This window comes from Paracoccus sp. pheM1 (assembly GCF_018499825.1).
Classification (GTDB): domain Bacteria; phylum Pseudomonadota; class Alphaproteobacteria; order Rhodobacterales; family Rhodobacteraceae; genus Paracoccus; species Paracoccus versutus.
In genome coordinates this window covers 2,170,126-2,185,364 of the sequence record NZ_JAGXCX010000001.1, presented here as the reverse complement: position 1 = coordinate 2,185,364, position 15,239 = coordinate 2,170,126, and the positions used below count along the sequence as shown (strand labels likewise).

Sequence of the window (15,239 nt, the reverse complement as noted above, 5' to 3'; positions counted from 1 at the left end):
GGCTATTCCTTTCGGCTGGCGAGCGCGTTGACGGCGGCGACGGTGATGGCCGAGCCGCCCAGCCGCCCGCGCACGATCAGCGCCGGCGCCGGCAGGTCGTCCATCAGCGCGGCCTTGGATTCCGTCGCGCCGACGAAGCCCACCGGGCAGCCGATGATCGCGGCCGGGCGCGGGCAGGCCGGATCGCGGAGCATGTTGAGCAGGTGGAACAGCGCCGTCGGCGCATTGCCGATGGCGACCACGGCGCCATCCAGGTCGTCGCGCCACAGCTCCAGCGCCGCGGCGCTGCGGGTGTTGCCCATCCGGGCGGCGAGGTCCGGCACGCGCGGGTCTTGCAGCGTGCAGATGACCCGGTTTTCGGCGGGCAGGCGGGCGCGGGTGATGCCCTCGCTGACCATGCGCGCATCGCAGAGGATCGGCGCGCCGCCTTCCAGCGCCTGGCGCGCCGCCGCGGCCATGCCGGGCGAGAATGCCACGTCGCGCTCCAGCCCCACCAGCCCGGCGGCATGGATCATGCGCACGACGACGGGCTCCTCTTCGGCGGTGAAGCGGGCGAGGTCGGCCTCGGCCCGGATGGTGGCGAAGGACTGCGCGTAGATCCGGGCGCCGTCGGTTTCGTATTGGTGCAGCATCGGGGTTCCCTGGGATTTTCGCGGCTATCTCATGCAAGCGGGCATTGGGCAAGGTCAGAGCGGGATGCGATGCGGCGCAAGCCCGCCCTGCGCGGCGGGATCGCGGGTGCCGCCGTCCCGGATCAGGTCGAAGCGGTCGGGCGCGGTGGCGACCAGCGTGACCGAGGCCGCGCCCCGATGCGCGCAGCCCTTGGCGCAGCCGCTGACATGCAGGCTTTGGCCGGGGGCAAGGCGCGGGGCGAGGCTGCGGGCCAGGGCGCGGACATCGGCCAAAGCCTGCGGGCAGCCGGGCGCGCCGGTGCAGGCATGGATGCGCAGGAGCGGGTCGTGGGGGTCGAGGATCGCGCCCTCGATCCGCGGGCGGACAGCACCCTCGATCAGCAGCGCGCGCCAGGGGGTCAGGCGCAGCGGGCCGATCGCGGCGGCGGCGGCCAGCTGCGCCGGCGTGATCTGGCCGAAGGCGAAGCCCAGCAGCCAGCCGTTCGGTGCCGGGCCGGGGGCGGGCGGTTGGGCGCCGGCGGTTCCGGTGGCGCTGTCGCATGGGTATTTGGGCAACAGAGAAGACGGCAGCGGGGTCGCGCCATGGGGCAGGGCGGGGGCGCGGCGCAGGTGGTCGCGCATCCGCCCGCGGCCGTCCTGCACGCCGCCTTGCATGAACCAATGCGCCAGGGCGATGGCGCGGGTGGCGGCCTGGGCGGTGTTATCGGCCTTGAGCGCCCAATCGGCGCCGTCCGGCAGGATCAGCCAGCCTGGGCCTTGCGGGCGCAGCCTGATGTCCGCGGGCGTGTCGGCCAGCACCGGCGGGTCGGCATCGACGGCAAAGCCGAACTTGCCGGGCACCTGCGGCGCATCGGGCGCGGTCATCGCCTGGGCGATGGCCTCGGCCAGTTGCCAGGCCGGGCCGCCCATCGGGGCGAAGGGCGACAGGATCACGTTGCGCCGTGCCTCGGATTCCGGGTCGTCGTCGATCAGGCCGATGCCGGCCAGGGCGGCGACGGCCGCGGCATGGCCGGAAGGGTCCAGCCCGCGCAGTTGCAGGTTGGCGCGGCTGGTCAGGTCGATCAGCCCGTTGCCGTGCCGGGCCGAGAGTGCCGCGATCAGCCGTGCCTGGTCCGGTTCCAGCCGGCCGTTCCGCGCCCGGATGCGCAGCACCAGCCCGTCGCCCGATTGCATCGGCCGCAGCGCACCGGGGCACCAGCCCTTGACGGCGAAGCTCATGGCGCCAGCTCCGCCAGGACCGAGTTGCGGCGGCTGACCCAGAGGCCCGATTCGAGCAGCCGCGCGAAAAGCGCGCGCATGGCGGCGAGCGCGGCGGGGTTTTCGCGTTCCATGAAGGCCAGGACCTCGGGCCGGCCCAGCGTGGCGTCGTGATAGAGGTCGAAGAGATGGCCGGGCACCACGCCGGCCAGGTTGGCGAAGGCGGCCATGTGGTCCAGCGTCGCCGCGATCTCGGCCGCGCCGCGAAAGCCGTGCCGCATCATGCCGTCGGCCCAGGCCGGATTGGCGGCGCGGGCGCGGGTGACGCGGGCGATTTCCTCGGCCAGGGTCCGGGCCCGCGGCTGGTCCGGGCGGGTGGCGTCGAGGTGGTAGAGCGCCGGCCGCGCGGCGCCGATCCGCGCCATGGCGGCGGCGAAGCCCGCCTCATGCGCGGCATAGTCGCCGGCCAGCAGCAGGTCGGATTCCGGCAGGTCCTGCGCATGGACGAAGGCATCGGCCTGGGCCAAGCGGTCGCGAATCGCCTGCGGCTGGTGGGTGATCCGGCCATCGGCGGCGATGGCATGGGAGGAGGCGGCCAGCCAGGCCTCGCCCGCCGCCTGCCGCGCCTGGTCGGTGAAGCTCTCGGCCAGGTCGGTGATGCCGAGGCCGTAGAGCCCCGGTTTGGGGCCGAAGACGCGGGGGGCGCGGTTGCGATAGGGGTTGTCGGCTGGGGTTTCGTCGCGGTCCGCCAGCGCCTCGGCCCCGGTCTCGAAAAGCTGGGCGAGGCCGGGGAAGATGTCGCGAAACAGGCCCGAGACCCGCAGCGTCACGTCGATCCGCGGCCGGCCAAGCTCGGCCAGGGGCAGGATCTCGATGCCCGCGACCCGGCCCGAGGCGCCGTCCCAGCGCGGGCTGAGGCCGGCGAGATGCAGCGCCATGGCGAATTCCTCGCCCGCCGTGCGCATGGTGGCGCTGCCCCAGAGGTCGACGACCAGGCCGCGGGGCCAGTCGCCATGGTCCTGCAGGTGGCGGCGCAGCAGTTCCTCGGCCAGTTTCACCCCCTGGGCATGGGCATTGCGCGAGGGCACGGCGCGGGGATCGACGGTGAAAAGGTTGCGCCCGGTCGGCAGCACGTCCTGCCGCCCCCGCGCCGGCGAGCCCGAGGGGCCGGGTGCGACCCGCTGGCCGGCCAGCGCGCGCGCCAGCCCTTCGCGTTCGGCCGCGCCGCAGGGGCCGGTGCCATAGACATGCAGCCCGTCGCCGAAGCGGCTGTCCTTGAGATCGCAGAGGAAGCGGTCGATCAGCGGGATCGCCTCGGCCGCCGCGGCGTCGGGGGGCAGGCCCAGGTCGGTTTCCACCCCGGCGGCGCGGGCCTCGTCGCGGATCGCCGCGATCAGCCGGTCGCGCCGGCGCGGATCCAGCCCGTCGGCGGTGGAATATTCGTCGAGCAGCCGCTCCAGATGCGCGAGGTTCTCGGGCACCGCGGAATCCGCCAGCGGCGGCGGCAGGTGGCCCAGCGTCACGGCGGAAAGCCGGCGCTTGGCCTGCGCAGCCTCGCCCGGATCGTTGACGATGAAGGGATAGATCACCGGCATGTCGGCCAGCAGCGCCTCGGGCCAGCATTCGCCCGACAGGGCAACCGACTTGCCGGGCAGCCATTCCAGCGTGCCATGCGCGCCCATGTGGATCAGCACGTCCGCCTGCGTGCGCAGCCACAGGTAGAAGGCGACATATTCATGGCGCGGGGTGCGCGTCAGGTCGTGGTAGTCGTCGGCGCGGGTCTTTGCCTCGCCGCGTTCTGGTTGCAGGGCGATCAGGTCGGCGCCGTGGCGGAGGGCGGCGAAGCGGAAGCCGTCGGGGGGCTCGCCCCATGCGGCGGCGAGGTCGTCGCGCAGGCGTTGCGGCAGGCGGGCCAGCGCTTGCCGGTAGTCCGAGAGCGGCCAGTGGATGCGCTCGGCGGTCAGCTGCCGGCCCAGGTCGTCATGGGGAAGCCCGAGGATCGCGCCGCAGGAGGCCAGCGCGTCCAGTCCGACCGCATGGGCCAGCTGATGCGCCTTGCCGGGATAGGTGGACAGCACCACCGCGCGGCGTGTCGCCTGCCGCAGCCGGTGCCAGGCGGTGATCCGCGCCACCGCCGCCTCGATGCGGTCCGGGTCGGGGGCATGGATCACGCGGGCGAGTTGCAGGTCGGGGTCGCGCTCTTGCGGTTCCTTGAAGCTGATCGCGCCCAGGAATATGCGGCCGTCCACCTCGGGCAGCACGACATGCATCGCCAGGTCGGCGGCGGAAAGCCCGCGATCCTCGGCCGCCCAGAGGGCGCGGGGCGCGGTGGACAGCGCCACCTGGAAGACCGGGCAATCCGTGCCGTCGAAGGGCGTGGCGCCGGCATCGTCGCGGGCGGAAAAGGCGGTCAGGTTCACCACCGCGACAAGGCCGGGCAGGTGCGGCGCCAGCCAGTCGGCAAAGCCCGGCGCCTTGAGCGAGGGCGCAAAGACCCCGGTCGCGGCAAAGCCGGCCGTGCGCAGGGCGCGGATCATCGCGTCCACCGGCGCCAGGTCGGCCGCGGTCAGGTAGCTGCGATAGAAGCTGACCAGCACGCCGGGTTCGGGGTCGGGCCGGGGGCGGTCGATGACGCCGCGGTCGGGATCGTAGAAACCGAAGTCCGGGATCGCGGCCTGCCCCTGGACCGGGGCGGCGGGCAGGCCGGCGGCCCCGGCCAGTTCCGCCAGCGCCATCTGCGCCGCGACCGCACCGCCCTGGTCGCAAAGCGCCGCCAGCCGATGCAGCAGCGGCAGCGGCAGGGTGGAAAACCGCTCCAGCGTCGGGTCGGGACGCCCGTCCGCCGGCAGGAAGGCCAGGGCGATCCCGCGGCGGCGGGCCAGATCCTGGAGGCTGGCGACGCCGTAATGCCAATAGGGCTCGCCGCCGATCAGCCGGACCAGCACGGCGCGGGCGCCGGAAAGCGTCGCCTCGCAATACTGATCGACCGAGACCGGGTGCCGCAGCGCCGAGAGGTTGCACAGCCGCAGCGAAGGCAGCCCCCCGGCAGCGCGATGCCAGCCCGCCGCGAAAGCGCCGAGGTCGCTGTCGGAATAGGACAGCACGACCAGGTCGGCGGGGCCTTGGCCGGGGTCGGTCGGAACCTCGGTCTCTTCCAGCCCACGGCTTTCGCGGAAGACGACATGCATCGTCAGGCAGCCAGGACCGCCCGGATCGCGGCCTCGTCGATGTCGTCATGTTCGGCGATCACCACCAGGCGCGAGGCGCGGGGGGCGTCGCCCCAGGGCCGGTCGTATTGGTGCCGCACCCGCTCGCCCACCGCCTGCACCAAGAGGCGCATGGGCTTGCCGGCGACGGCGACATGGCCCTTGACCCGCAGGATGTTCTGTTCGCGGGCCAGCCGCTCGATGCGGGCGGCAAGCTCGCCGGGGTCGGCGATCTCGGCCAGCTCGATCACCACCGAGTCGAAATCGTCGTGTTCGTGGTCGTCGGCGCCGTCGTGGTGGCTGGGGCGGGCGGCGAGGTCGTCCTCGGCCGCGGCACCCAGGCCCAGGATCACGCGCGGGTCGATCACCCCGTCGGTCAGCGGCAGGATCGGCAGCTTGCGCGGCGCCTCGGCCTCGATCACGGCGCGGGCGGCGGCCAGCCCCTGCTCGCCGGCCAGGTCGGCCTTGGACAGCAGCACGATGTCGGCGCAGGCGATCTGGTCCTCGAACACCTCGGAGAGGGGCGTCTCGTGGTCCAGGCTGTCGTCGGCGGCGCGCTGCGCCTCGACCGCGGCCTCGTCGGGGGCGAAGCGGCCCGCCGCCACCGCCTCGGCATCGGCGAGCGCGATCACCCCGTCCACGGTGATGCGCGAGCGGATCGCCGGCCAGTCGAAGGCCTTCAGCAAGGGCTTGGGCAGGGCCAGGCCCGAGGTCTCGATCAGGATGTGGTCGGGCTTGACCGGCATCGCCATCAGCCGTTCCAGCGTCGGGATGAAATCGTCGGCGACGGTGCAGCAGATGCAGCCGTTCGACAGCTCCATGATGTTCTCGGCCGGGCAATTCTCGTCGGCGCAGGACTTCAGGATCTCGCCGTCGACGCCCATGGTGCCGAATTCGTTGACCAGCACCGCCAGCCGCTTGCCCTGCGGCTGCGACATCAGGTGGCGGATCAGCGTGGTCTTGCCGGCGCCCAGAAAGCCGGTGATGACGGTGACGGGGGTCTTGGTCAGGTCGTTCATCTTCTATCCAATCGGGGGAATGCGCGCGAGGCTGCGCTTGCGGAAAATCGTGACGCGCTCGCGCCAGGGCACGATGCCGTCGGGGGCCTGGGCATAGGCGGCGGCGCCCAGCAGGATCTCGGTCGCGTCCTCGGCCGACATGCGGCCGTAGACATAGGTCCAGCGGCCCGCCGCCGACAGCGCGATGGCGGCGCCGTTGGCGCAGGCGGACAGGCATTCGACGGGGACGATGCGCACGCCGTCGGGGGCGCCTTCGGCCGCCAGCGCGTCATGCAGCCGCGCGCCGGGCACGGGCTCGCCCTCGGGGACGGGCTGGCCGGCGCGGCAGGTGATGCAGACATGCAGCGTGACGGTCATGCGCCCTTCATCCCTCAAGGCGGCACGAGGCAGGGGACCAGCGCCCAAGCCCCAGCGGGAACACCCCGTCCGCCGGTCAATCCTTCGCGCGCTGGCAGGTCTCCCGGCTTGCGGATTCGGGCCTGGGCCCACGGCCGCCCCGCCTTCCCGGCGTCTCGCCAGTGGCCTCGGGGCGACCTTTCCGGTCACGGTCGCGGGGGCGGCTGCTTCCAGGCGGTTGCCTGTCGCATTCCCTCTTCGCCTGTCGTAGGACAGGAACCAGCGCCTCTCGTCTGTGCGCGCCCGGTCCCGACTTGTCAAGCGAAGGAGTGCCCGATGCAGACCGACGACAATACCCGCCACGCCGAGAAGATGGCCCGGATCAAGGCCGCCCGCGACCGGATGATGGCCGAGAAGCAGGGCGAGAAGGGCCTGGTCATCGTCCATACCGGCAAGGGCAAGGGCAAGTCGTCCTCGGGCTTCGGCATGATCCTGCGCTGCATCGCCCATGGCATGCCCTGCGCGGTGGTGCAGTTCATCAAGGGCGCCTGGGACACCGGCGAGCGGCGGTTGCTGACCACGCATTTCGGCGACCTGTGCCAGTTCCACGCCATGGGCGAGGGCTTCACCTGGGAAACCCAGGACCGCGAGCGCGACATCGCCGCCGCCCGCGCCGGCTGGGAAAAGGCCAAGGAGCTGATCCGCGATCCGCAGATCCGCATGGTCCTGCTGGACGAGATCAACATCGCGCTGCGCTATGACTACCTGGACCTGGACGAGGTGCTGGATTTCCTGCGCAGCGAAAAGCCGCCGATGACGCATGTGGTCCTGACCGGACGCAACGCCAAGCCGGAACTGATCGAGCTTGCCGATCTTGTGTCCGAGATGGAACAGGTCAAGCACCCCTTCCGCGATGGCATCAAGGCGCAACCGGGGGTGGAGTTCTAGCCTGTTTCCTGTCATCTGCCGCTTGTGCAGGATCAGTGAATTCGAAAGGATGTTCGGACATGTTTGCGAGACAAGGCCTTGTGGCGCTGCTGGCGATCTGCCCCGTCTCGGCGGCCTGGGCCGTGCCCGCCACCGAAGAGGGGGCCGCGCGGCTGCGCGGCGTTTTCCAGACCTATTTCGGCGGCACCGAGGGCGTGGTCGCCGTCACCCCCCAGGGCGAAAGCTATGAACTGCGGATCGACCCGGCGCCGCTGCTGGCGCAGGTTCCGGCCGAGCAGGCCCAGGTCAGCGTCTCGGCCCTGACCTATCGGCTGACCGACAATGGCGACGGCAGCTGGGGCGTCAGCGAGGACCAGGTGCTGAGCTGGTCGGTGGTGGTGCCGCGCCTGTTCGAGCAGAAGGGCACGACCAGGGTCGAATCCACCGGCATCTGGGACGAGGGGCTGATGAGTTTCCGCGAACAGACGGCGGTGATGACGGATTACGTCATCGAGTCGGTGCAATATGCGCCCCCGCCGCCGCCCGGCGCCGAAGCCGCGCCCGAACAGCCCCCGACCGAGCCCGAGGTCGTCTCGCGCGATCACCAGCGCACGGCGCGGATGGAGGTGTCGCTGACCGGCGCGCCCGGCAAGGCCGGCGGCGTCGACCAGGCCATGAGCTTCACCGCCGAGGGGCTGGAGCAGTCGCAGGAGATCCTGATGGGTCCGGGCGGCCAGCCGATGACCTTCCAGATCACCGCGCCCGGCTACGAGGGCAGCGGCCAGATCACCGGCGCGCGCACCGAAGGCATGCTGTCCCTGCTCGCCTGGTTCGTCGCCCACCCGTCCGAGGAGCTGATCAAGGGCTCGCAGGACGGGCTGCGCGACAAGCTGGCCGCCGCCATGCCGCTGTGGGACGACCTGTCGATGGAGGCGGTCCTGCATGATCTGAAGATCGGCTCTCCGCTGGGCGAGTTCGGCCTTGCCTCGACCAAGGTGACGGTCGGCCTGTCCGGCGCCACCGCCGACGGCCGGCTGCACGAACGGGTGGCGCTGTTGGGCGTGACCGTGCCCGAGGGCGTGCTGCCGCCCTGGGTCGAGCCGATCCTGCCGCAAGAGGTGACGCTGGATTTCACCGCCTCGGGCTTCGACCTGGCGGCGCCGGCGAAGATGCTGATCGAGGGCTTCGACCTGGCCGCCGAGGAACCCTTTGCGCGGCTGGTGCCCGAACAGCTGCAGGCGGCGCTGCTGCCTGGCGGCACGGCCGACCTGAAGCTTGCGCCGTCGCAGATCAAGGGCGACGGCTACCAGATCGACTATCGCGCGGACATCGCGGCCGGTCCGGGCGCGGCGCCCACCGGCGCGGCGCTGATCTCGGCCACGGGGCTCGACAAGGTCGAGGCGGCGCTGGCCGCGGCCCCGCCCGAAGAGGCCGCCCAGCCGCTGATGATGCTGCGCATGGCCCGCGCCATGGCCAAGCCCGGCGCGAGCGGCGAGAATGTCTGGGACATCCAGATGCCCGAGGGCGGCGGCCCCTTTACCGTCAACGGCCAGCCCATGGGCCCGGCCACCTCGCAGCCCTGAACCAAGCGGCCCCGCCGGATGCGGCGGGGCCTTTCAGCGCCGTTGCCAGCCGGAGGCGGTGTTTTCCTGCCAGCCGGTGCGGTGCAGCAGCGGCGTGTCGTCGGTGAACTCGGGCCAGCCCAGGCAGAGCAGCGCCGAGAACTCCCAGCTTTCGGGCACCGCCAGCAGCGGGCCGATCCGCGCGGGGTCGAGGATCGAGACCATGCCAAGCCCCAGGTTGCGCACCCGTGCCGCCAGCCACAGCGCATGGATCGCCATCGCCGTCGATTGCCGCAGGGTCTGCGGCATGGTGGCGCGGCCAAGGCCGTGGCCCTCGGACGGGTCGATCTCGGTAAAGACGGCCAGCCAGACCGGCGCGCGGTCCAGCCCGGCGAGCTTCAGCGCATCGTATTCCTGCCGCTGCCGGCCCTGGTAGCGTGCGGCGGCCCGGGCATTGCAGCGCAGGAAATCGGCGCGGATCGCGGCGCGCAGATCGGGGCTTTCGACCCGGATCACCCGCCAGGGCCGGGCATTGCCGACCGAGGGCGCCAGTTCCATCGCCGCGCGCAATTCCTCCAGCAGCGGCTCGGGGATCGGGTCGTCGCGGAAATGCCGCACGTCGCGGCGCCAGCACAGGATGCGGTCCAGCGCCGCCTGGTCCTCGGGGCCGAACCGCATCATCGGGGCGTGGCGCAAATGGCGCTGTCGGGCAGGCCCTCGGCCCCGGCGCGGATGCCGACCGGGCGGTCGGGCACGGTCAGTTCCACGGCGAGCGGCCGGCCCGCCACGGTCAGCGGGCGGTGGTCGTTCGAGTTCAGCTCGACCCGCAGCCGGTCGCCGGCGGCGAGCATGTCGAGGTGATGGGCCGGGCCGTAGAGCCGGGCGATCTTGGCGCCGTTCAGGTAAAGATGCGCATGGCCCTCGCCGCGGCGATCGGCCAGCCCGGCATGTTCGGGGGCGAAGCAGAAGCCCTCGGCCTCGACGAACAGGTTCCAGCCGGCGGTGCTGTCGGGCTCCAGCCGGGCCGAGGCGGTGGCGCTGCCCGCGGGCAGGTCGATGGGCGCGCCGTGGTCATGCGCCGCGGCCTGGGTGCCGTGGCCATGCGCGCCGTGGTCGTGGCCGTCCAGCGTGATGCCGTTGGCGGCGGCGATGACGAAGCCCATGCCGCCGCCGAAGATCAGGCCGATCAGCAGCATCGGGATCGAACGATCCATGTCTTTTCCCCGCTTTCATGAAAGGGCCGGGCGCGACAGGCACGCCCGGCCGAAACGGTTGCGGCCCGGATCAGGCGGCTTGCGGCACCGGCGCGCGTTGGCTTTCGCGCTGCCAGAACCAGCCGGCCAGCAGGCCGAGCAGCGCCCAGGCCATGGCGCCGGCACCCAGGGCGCGCCCGGCGAATTCCGCCGAAAGCTCGGGCGGGACCGGGCCGGCATAGCTGTCGGGCTGCGGCGCGCCGATCACATGCGGCGCCAGGATCAGCACGATGGCCACGCCCCAGGCCGCCCAGCCCTTGCCAAAGGCGACCAGCCACAGCGCGAGCCCGGTGGCGGCGGCGGTGCCCAGCCACCAGATCGCGCGCAACTGCACATCGGCGGCGGCGACGCCCGGCACTTCCGGCGCCAGGCCGAAGGCGGGGGCAAGCTGCATGGTCAGGTAGCCGGCCAGGCCCCAAAGCAGCCCCTGCCGCGCCGTGACCGCGTTGCCCTGCGCCTCGGACAGCGCCATCAGCGCCACCAGCATCAGCCCGTAGCCGGCATAGACCATCATGGTGAACAGGACCGAAAGCATGTTGCGGGTCCATTCGAAGGGCCCCAAGTCCTGGTGCGCGCCGACGGCCTCGGCGCCGAAATGGGCCAGTTGGCCGGATTCATACAGTTCGGCATGCAGCAGCACGGGCTGCACGAACCAAAGCTGCAACAGGGCGGCAATCAGCCCCGTTGCAGCGCCAGCGATCAACCCGCTGGTCAGAATGCGCGAGAACATGTCAGTGGCAGGGGAAGCCGGTCGCGTGACGCACGTCATGGGCGGCGTCATGCAGGGTCTCGGCCTGCACCAGCCCGGACATGAAGATCAGCCCGAAGCCGATCGCGAAGGCGGCGATGGCGGGAAACAGGACCGAGGCGCGGCTGGCGCCGGCGGCGGTCATGGGTTTTGCGGTCATCTGCGACCCTTTCCTTTGGTCGTCCAACCCGACGACATTGCGGTTCCTGCATCGGCAGGTCTCCTGGCTTGCGGGTCACGGCAGACGCCCGCCTTCCCGGCCGGATGGCCAGTGGCGCGATGGACGTCCGCTCTCCGCCTACAGTCGCGGGGGCGGCTGCGGATTTGGCCCCCGAGACGCCGAGGACCGCACCGCATTCCCTTTTGGCCCCGGAAAGGGGCACCGATACACGCGCATGTTACCTGCGATGCCGCGGCGGCGGCAAGCGGAATCGGGTGGCCGCTGCGGGCGGGGTCGAAGGCCGGGCGACGGGCCGGCAGGCGGCGCCGTCGCATGGGTATTTGGACAACGGAGAAGATGCCGGGGCATCGCGCGGGGACGGGCGGAAGGGGCTTGTCCGAATCAGGGTGCCGGCGGCCAGTCCAGGTCGACCCAGACCAGCCGGTGCGCGGAAGCGGCCAGCGCGGCCTTGGCCAGCGGTCCCTCGGCCGGCCAGAACACGCCCGAGTCCAGCACCTTGAGCGGCCTTGCCGGCAGGACGTAGTCGACGCGCAGGTTGCCCGGCGGCTTGTCGTCCGGCCAGTCGCCGGTATCCAGCGCCGGATCGCCCCGGTGGCCGTCGTTCACCCCGCCCTTGGCCGTCGCGCCGCCCGCGCTGCGGGGCAGGGGGTCGGTGACATGGGCCATGATCCGGGCCAGCGCCTCGGGCCGGCCTTCGCTGTCCAGGGGGTCGAGGTTCAGGTTCCCGGCCAGAACGAAGGGGCCGTCGGGCAGGTGATGCAGCCAGAACGCCAGCTCGTCATGGTTGCGTCGCCCGTTCAGATCCTCGGGCCCGTCGAAGACCGGCGGCGTCGCGGACATGGCCAAGAGGTGCAGCGGCCGGCCCGCGACCGTGACCACCGCATCCCAATGCGCGGTCGAGGACAGGCGGCGGATGGCCGCCACCTCCTCGGGCAGCGGCGGCATCAGGTTGTCGGGCAGGTCGCGCCAGAGGAAATCCGTGTAATCCTTGACCGGCCCGAGCGGATGGCGCGACAGGATCGCCATGCCGCCCTGCCCCGAGAAGGTGCCGAAGCCCTGCGCATCGTCGGCCGTGCCCAGCCGCCCGTCGGCGTTCAGGTCGAGCCCGGTCGCCATGCCGGAATTCGGCCGGGCGGCGAAGCGGTGCGGATAGTCCAGCCCGGCCTGCGCCAGCCTGGCGGCAAAGGCGTCCAGCGCGCTGTCCTCGTAATCCCAGTCGAAATGCGTCAGCAGCAGGATGTCGGGCCGGGTTTCCGCCAACACCTGCACCACGGCGTCGATCTGCGCATCCTTGCGGCCGAGGTCGCGCAACAAAAGCCCCGGCCCGTCGCGCGACAGGTCGGGGCTGAAGGTCGCGATCCGCAGCGGATCGGCCTGGGCGGCCAGGCCAAGGGCGGCGATCAGCGCCGCCCCGGCAAGCAGCCTTACACCCAAGGCCGGCTCTGGGCCATCTGCGCCTCGTAGGCGTCGATGGCGGGGGCCTTTTCCATGGTCAGGCCGATGTCGTCCAGCCCGTTCAGCAGGCAGTGGCGGCGGAACGGGTCCAGCTCGAAGGGGAAGCTCTGCCCGTCCGAGGTGGTCACGGTCATGTTTTCCAGATCCACGGTCATGCGGGCGTTGGCGCCCTTCTTGGCGTCCTCCATCAGCACGTCCACCACCTCTGGCGGCATGACGATGGGCAGGATGCCGTTCTTGAAGCAGTTGTTGTAGAAGATGTCGGCGAAGCTGGTCGAGATCACGCAGCGGATGCCGAAATCCAGCAGCGCCCAGGGCGCGTGTTCGCGCGAGCTGCCGCAGCCGAAGTTGTCGCCGGCGACGATGATCTGGCTGTCGCGCCAGGCCGGCTGGTTCAGCACGAAATCCGGGATCTCGTTGCCCTGGGCGTCATAGCGCATCTCGTCAAACAGGTTCTTGCCCAGACCCGAGCGGTGGATCGTCTTCAGGAACTGTTTCGGGATGATCATGTCGGTGTCGATGTTGACCAGCGGCATGGGTGCCGCGATTCCGGTCAGGGTGGTGAACTTGTCCATGTCGTGATCCTCGCAGAATTGACTTGGGCCGCAGCGGCCCGTTAACCGAGACCCGTCCGGCGCCTTGCGCCATGGAAAGGGCTTCGCTGATGTTTTTCGGGTTTTCCAGCCTTGCGGCCCTGCGCGCCTGCATTGCGCGCGACTGGAGGCCGCAGATCGGAGACCCCGAGATCACCGGCTGGCTGACGGTGCTCTCTTACTTCCTGTGCTTCGTGCTGGCCGTCATGGTGCTGCGCCGCCGTCCGGCCGGCGCGGCGCGCGGGCTGTGGCTGACGATCGCCGGGCTGATGGCCTTCCTGGGGGTGAACAAGCAGCTGGACCTGCAGACCGCGCTGACCGCCACCGGACGCTGCATGGCGCGGGCGCAGGGCTGGTACGACGACCGCCATATGGTGCAGCTGGCCTTCATCGCCGGGCTGGTGCTGGGCGTGGCACTCGCGCTGGCCTGGACGACGAATGCCCTGCGCGGGCACATGCGCCGCAACGGCCCGGCCCTGCTGGGGCTGGCCGTGCTGTGCGGCTTCGTGCTGGTGCGCGCGGTGGGCTTTCATCATGTGGACAGGCTCATCAGCGCCGATTTCGCGAACATCAAATACAACTTCTGGTTCGAGAACGCCGGGCTCTGGCTGATTGCGATCAACGCCTTGATGCTGCTGCGGCGGGGCCGGTAAGGCCCCGCGCCGCCCGCCATCAGACGGTTTCCGCCAGCAGTTCGCGCACGTCGGTCAGGTGGCCCCTGATCCCGGCTGCGGCCGCCATCACCGGCGACATCAGGTGGGTGCGGCCGCCCCGGCCCATGCGGCCCTCGAAGTTGCGGTTCGAGGTCGCGGCGCAGCGCTCGCCCGGCGCCAGCTGGTCGGGGTTCATGCCCAGGCACATCGAGCAGCCGGCCAGGCGCCATTCGAAGCCGGCGTCGATGAAGATCTTGTCCAGCCCCTCTTCCTCGGCCTGCATGCGCACCAGGCCCGAGCCCGGCACCACCATGCCGCGCACGCCCGGCGCCAGCCTGTGGCCCTTCAGGATGCCGGCGGCGGCGCGCAGATCCTCGATCCGGCCGTTGGTGCAGGAGCCGATGAAGACCGCGTCGATGCTGATCTCGTTCAGCGGCGTGCCCGGCTTCAGGCCCATGTAGTCCAGGCTGCGGCGCGCGGCCTCGACCTTGCCGCCCTCGAAATCCTCGGGCGCGGGCACCCTGCCGGTGATCGGCAGCACGTCCTCGGGCGAGGTGCCCCAGGTCACGACCGGGGCGATGTCCTCGCCGCGGATGGTGACGACCTTGTCCCAATGCGCGCCCTCGTCCGAGAACAGCGTCTTCCACCAGGCGACGGCGGCCTCCCATGCGGCGCCCTTCGGGGCGTGCGGGCGGCCCTTGACATATTCGAAGGTCTTTTCGTCCGGCGCGATCAGCCCGGCGCGGGCGCCGCCCTCGATCGCCATGTTGCAGACGGTCATGCGGCCTTCCATCGACAGGTCGCGGATCGCCTCGCCGCAATATTCGATGACATAGCCGGTGCCGCCGGCGGTGCCGGTGGCGCCGATCACCGACAGGGTGATGTCCTTGGCGGTCACGCCGGGACGCAGCTTGCCGGTGATCTCCACCTTCATGTTCTTGGATTTCTTCTGGATCAGCGTCTGGGTGGCCAGCACATGCTCGACCTCCGAGGTGCCGATGCCATGCGCCAGCGCGCCGAAGGCGCCATGCGTCGCGGTGTGGCTGTCGCCGCAGACCACGGTCATGCCGGGCAGGGTCCAGCCCTGCTCGGGGCCGACGATATGCACGATGCCCTGGCGGATGTCGTTCATCGGGTAATAGTTCAGCCCGAATTCGCGCGCGTTCTTGTCCAGCTCGGCGACCTGGATGCGGCCCTCGGGGTTCTCGATCCCGTCCACGCGGTCGGGCGTCGTGGGCACGTTGTGGTCCGGCACGGCGATGGTCTGGTCGGGGCGGCGCACCTTGCGCCCGGCCATGCGCAGCCCTTCGAAGGCCTGGGGCGAGGTCACCTCATGCACCAGGTGCCGGTCGATATAGAGGATGCAGGTGCCGTCCTCGGAACGCTCGACCACATGGGCGTCGAAGATCTTGTCGTAGAGGGTGCGGGGCGCGCCCGCGTTCGTGTTGCCGGTCATGGCTGTCTCTTTTCTGGAAGA

Annotated in this window: 15 protein-coding genes and 2 riboswitches; of the genes, 3 read left to right on the top strand and 12 right to left on the bottom strand. The window is 71.2% G+C overall.

What is annotated here, in order from left to right; translation table 11 throughout:
- Positions 1-2: 2 nt before the first annotated feature.
- From KF941_RS11135 to KF941_RS11115, 5 genes are read right to left on the bottom strand one after another with little or no spacing between them, the layout of a single operon-like run.
- Positions 3-632 (bottom strand): precorrin-8X methylmutase, encoded by a 630-nt coding sequence (locus KF941_RS11135; protein ID WP_116223092.1) that lies wholly within the window; start codon positions 630-632, stop codon positions 3-5.
- Between the two features lie 54 nt (positions 633-686).
- Positions 687-1,850, bottom strand: a complete 1,164-nt coding sequence (locus KF941_RS11130) for a precorrin-3B synthase (protein ID WP_214273343.1) — start codon at positions 1,848-1,850, stop codon at positions 687-689.
- Complete coding sequence (cobN, locus tag KF941_RS11125) at positions 1,847-5,017, bottom strand: cobaltochelatase subunit CobN (protein ID WP_214273342.1); 3,171 nt, start codon at positions 5,015-5,017, stop codon at positions 1,847-1,849. Before cobN ends, KF941_RS11130 begins: the two co-directional genes overlap by 4 nt.
- 2 nt (positions 5,018-5,019) lie before the next feature.
- Positions 5,020-6,054, bottom strand: a complete 1,035-nt coding sequence (cobW, locus tag KF941_RS11120; protein WP_114535002.1) for a cobalamin biosynthesis protein CobW — start codon at positions 6,052-6,054, stop codon at positions 5,020-5,022.
- 3 nt (positions 6,055-6,057) lie between these two features.
- A complete protein-coding gene (locus KF941_RS11115) occupies positions 6,058-6,411 on the bottom strand; it encodes a DUF1636 domain-containing protein (protein WP_214273341.1) in 354 nt (117 codons plus the stop codon).
- Positions 6,412-6,486: 75 nt separating this feature from the next.
- Positions 6,487-6,689, bottom strand: a riboswitch (cobalamin riboswitch).
- A 37-nt stretch (positions 6,690-6,726) separates the two neighbouring features.
- Here KF941_RS11115 and cobO point away from each other — a divergent pair.
- Positions 6,727-7,338 carry a cob(I)yrinic acid a,c-diamide adenosyltransferase gene (gene cobO / locus KF941_RS11110; protein WP_114535003.1) on the top strand — a complete coding sequence of 204 codons (612 nt, stop codon included), beginning with the start codon at positions 6,727-6,729 and terminating at the stop codon, positions 7,336-7,338.
- 59 nt (positions 7,339-7,397) lie between these two features.
- Complete coding sequence (locus KF941_RS11105; RefSeq protein ID WP_214273340.1) at positions 7,398-8,900, top strand: hypothetical protein; 1,503 nt, start codon at positions 7,398-7,400, stop codon at positions 8,898-8,900.
- A gap of 33 nt (positions 8,901-8,933) precedes the next feature.
- Here KF941_RS11105 and bluB read toward each other — a convergent pair whose 3' ends face one another.
- The 6 genes from bluB to leuD form a co-directional block, all read right to left on the bottom strand.
- A complete protein-coding gene (gene bluB, locus KF941_RS11100) occupies positions 8,934-9,557 on the bottom strand; it encodes a 5,6-dimethylbenzimidazole synthase (protein ID WP_214273688.1) in 624 nt (207 codons plus the stop codon).
- Positions 9,557-10,093, bottom strand: coding sequence for a hypothetical protein (locus KF941_RS11095; protein ID WP_114535005.1), 537 nt, complete (start codon positions 10,091-10,093; stop codon positions 9,557-9,559). Before KF941_RS11095 ends, bluB begins: the two co-directional genes overlap by 1 nt.
- A 70-nt stretch (positions 10,094-10,163) precedes the next feature.
- Positions 10,164-10,862, bottom strand: a complete 699-nt coding sequence (locus KF941_RS11090) for a CbtA family protein (protein ID WP_072461111.1) — start codon at positions 10,860-10,862, stop codon at positions 10,164-10,166.
- 1 nt (position 10,863) lies between these two features.
- A complete protein-coding gene (locus KF941_RS11085) occupies positions 10,864-11,040 on the bottom strand; it encodes a CbtB domain-containing protein (protein ID WP_024843046.1) in 177 nt (58 codons plus the stop codon).
- Between the two features lie 35 nt (positions 11,041-11,075).
- Positions 11,076-11,282: riboswitch (cobalamin riboswitch) on the bottom strand.
- Between the two features lie 160 nt (positions 11,283-11,442).
- A complete protein-coding gene (locus KF941_RS11080) occupies positions 11,443-12,495 on the bottom strand; it encodes an endonuclease/exonuclease/phosphatase family protein (protein ID WP_214273339.1) in 1,053 nt (350 codons plus the stop codon).
- A complete protein-coding gene (gene leuD, locus KF941_RS11075; RefSeq protein ID WP_114535007.1) occupies positions 12,486-13,091 on the bottom strand; it encodes a 3-isopropylmalate dehydratase small subunit in 606 nt (201 codons plus the stop codon). The genes KF941_RS11080 and leuD overlap by 10 nt, the downstream gene beginning before the upstream one ends.
- Before the next feature lie 89 nt (positions 13,092-13,180).
- Here leuD and KF941_RS11070 point away from each other — a divergent pair, with 89 nt between their 5' ends.
- A complete protein-coding gene (locus tag KF941_RS11070; protein WP_052095767.1) occupies positions 13,181-13,762 on the top strand; it encodes a hypothetical protein in 582 nt (193 codons plus the stop codon).
- A 19-nt stretch (positions 13,763-13,781) separates the two neighbouring features.
- Here the strand turns inward: KF941_RS11070 and leuC are convergent, their stop codons facing one another.
- Complete coding sequence (gene leuC, locus KF941_RS11065; RefSeq protein WP_214273338.1) at positions 13,782-15,218, bottom strand: 3-isopropylmalate dehydratase large subunit; 1,437 nt, start codon at positions 15,216-15,218, stop codon at positions 13,782-13,784.
- Positions 15,219-15,239: the final 21 nt, after the last annotated feature.